General features: G+C 63.8%; 1 protein-coding gene. It reads right to left on the bottom strand.

The window, feature by feature from the left end; genetic code table 11:
- Window positions 1–108: 108 nt before the first annotated feature.
- Window positions 109–1,458, bottom strand: coding sequence for an IS1182 family transposase (locus IVA82_RS37595; protein WP_247387406.1), 1,350 nt, complete (start codon window positions 1,456–1,458; stop codon window positions 109–111).
- Window positions 1,459–1,520 lie beyond the last annotated feature (62 nt).

Here is a 1,520-nt window from a genome sequence, read left to right as displayed (position 1 = left end):
CCTGAGAGCTTGTGACCCATTCGATTTCTGCGGGTTTTGTCGGTGAGATTGCCACTGCGGTCGCGGCAATGGGAGGCTTTGGGTTTGAGTTTGTGGTGAAGTCTCAGTTTATGCGCTGCGGAGGCGGTGGCCTTGCATGATGTTGTTGGTGAGGGCGTACCAGAGCACGATGGCGCGGACCTTTTCGATGCCGCGCACGGTCAGTTGTCGCAGGTCCCAGTTGCGCCAGCGGGCGTGGATGCACTCGCATATCGAACGAGGCTTGTAACGGGCCTTGCCCTCCTCACTCTTCATCCGTGCGCGCCAGGCCAATACCCCCGGACCGTCGCCGGGTCGCGGCAGGTAGGGGTCGGTACCGTGCTTGGATTGAGTGGGTGGACAAAAGACCTCGACACCCTCGGCATGCGCCCATTCGATGTCTTTGGCGCTGCCAAAGCCGCCATCGACGAGATGGTCTTTGGGCAAACCGCCAGGGCGCGTGCGCTGTCGTTCCAGCATGGGACGCATCAGGCCGCGGTCGGAACCGGTATTGTAGATCTTGATGTCGGCGACGATCTGTTGGCCGACCGGGCTCATCACCTGCACGTTGTAGGCTGGCCGGAAGCCGCCGTCGGCCATCTTCATGACCCGCGCATCAGCATCCGTCGTGGACGCGCGTGGCTCCTTCGGCTTCTTGCCGTTATCGCGCTTCTCTTCGCGTTTCTTGCGCTGCTGCTTGATCTCGGCCAGCGCCGTCTGCGCCGCTTTCACGCGCTCGCTGCGCTCCCGCGCGGCTCGCTCCCTGGATGCCCGGGCACGTTGATTGCTCGCATCCGAGCGGGCGTCAACCTCACGCTTGAGGTCCTCCACCACCGCCTCAGCCAAGGCCAGATGCTTGTCCAGTGTCGCCTCGCGCCGGAACGAGGCCGCTCCCGCGCTGGCCCGCACCCGTACCCCGTCCTGCGCCAGCGTCTCCAGATTGACGAGGCCAGCCAGCGCCAGCGCCGCCAGATGCTCGCTGAGCAGCCGGTCGAGCAGATCGGCGCAACCGACCCGGAAATCCGCCAGCATGTGATAGTTCACCGACACCCCGCCGCACAGCCAACGATAGGCATCGTGGCTCTCGCACAGCCGCGCCAAGGCGCGTGCGCTGCCCACACCTTCGCTGGTGGCATAGAGCCACAGCGCCAGCAAAAGCCGCGGCGATGTTGCGGGGTGACCGGGGCGGTCGCCCCTGGCCTTGATCCGGTTCTCCAGTTCACTCAGATCGAGCTCTTCGACATAAGACCAGATCAGGCGCGCCGTATGATCTTCCCCGATCAGGCTCTCGATATCCACCGCCCGCAACGCGATCTGCTCGCGTTGCGGCTCACGCAGCCGCGGGACACCGAGCGGCGCCGCTCCGGATTGCGGCTTTGCCTGCTCCGGCAGCTCTCTAAACAACTCATCGGCAGCCAACGTCACCTCCCGCGAATCCATCATCGCCAGAGAATCACATCCATCGGCCACAGGTTAGATTTGCTTGCTCCACAGTCAAAAAA

The sequence above is a fragment of the Bradyrhizobium sp. 142 genome (assembly GCF_023074015.1).
In the GTDB taxonomy this organism is placed as follows: Bacteria; Pseudomonadota; Alphaproteobacteria; order Rhizobiales; family Xanthobacteraceae; genus Bradyrhizobium.
The sequence above is the reverse complement of the archived record's forward strand: the minus strand, read 5'-3'. Positions and strand labels throughout refer to the sequence as shown.

Coding starts and splice junctions, on each gene's coding strand:
- IVA82_RS37595 (WP_247387406.1), bottom strand. CDS start 1,458: ATGGATTCGCGGGAGGTGACGTTGGCTGCCGATGAGTTGTTTAGAGAG.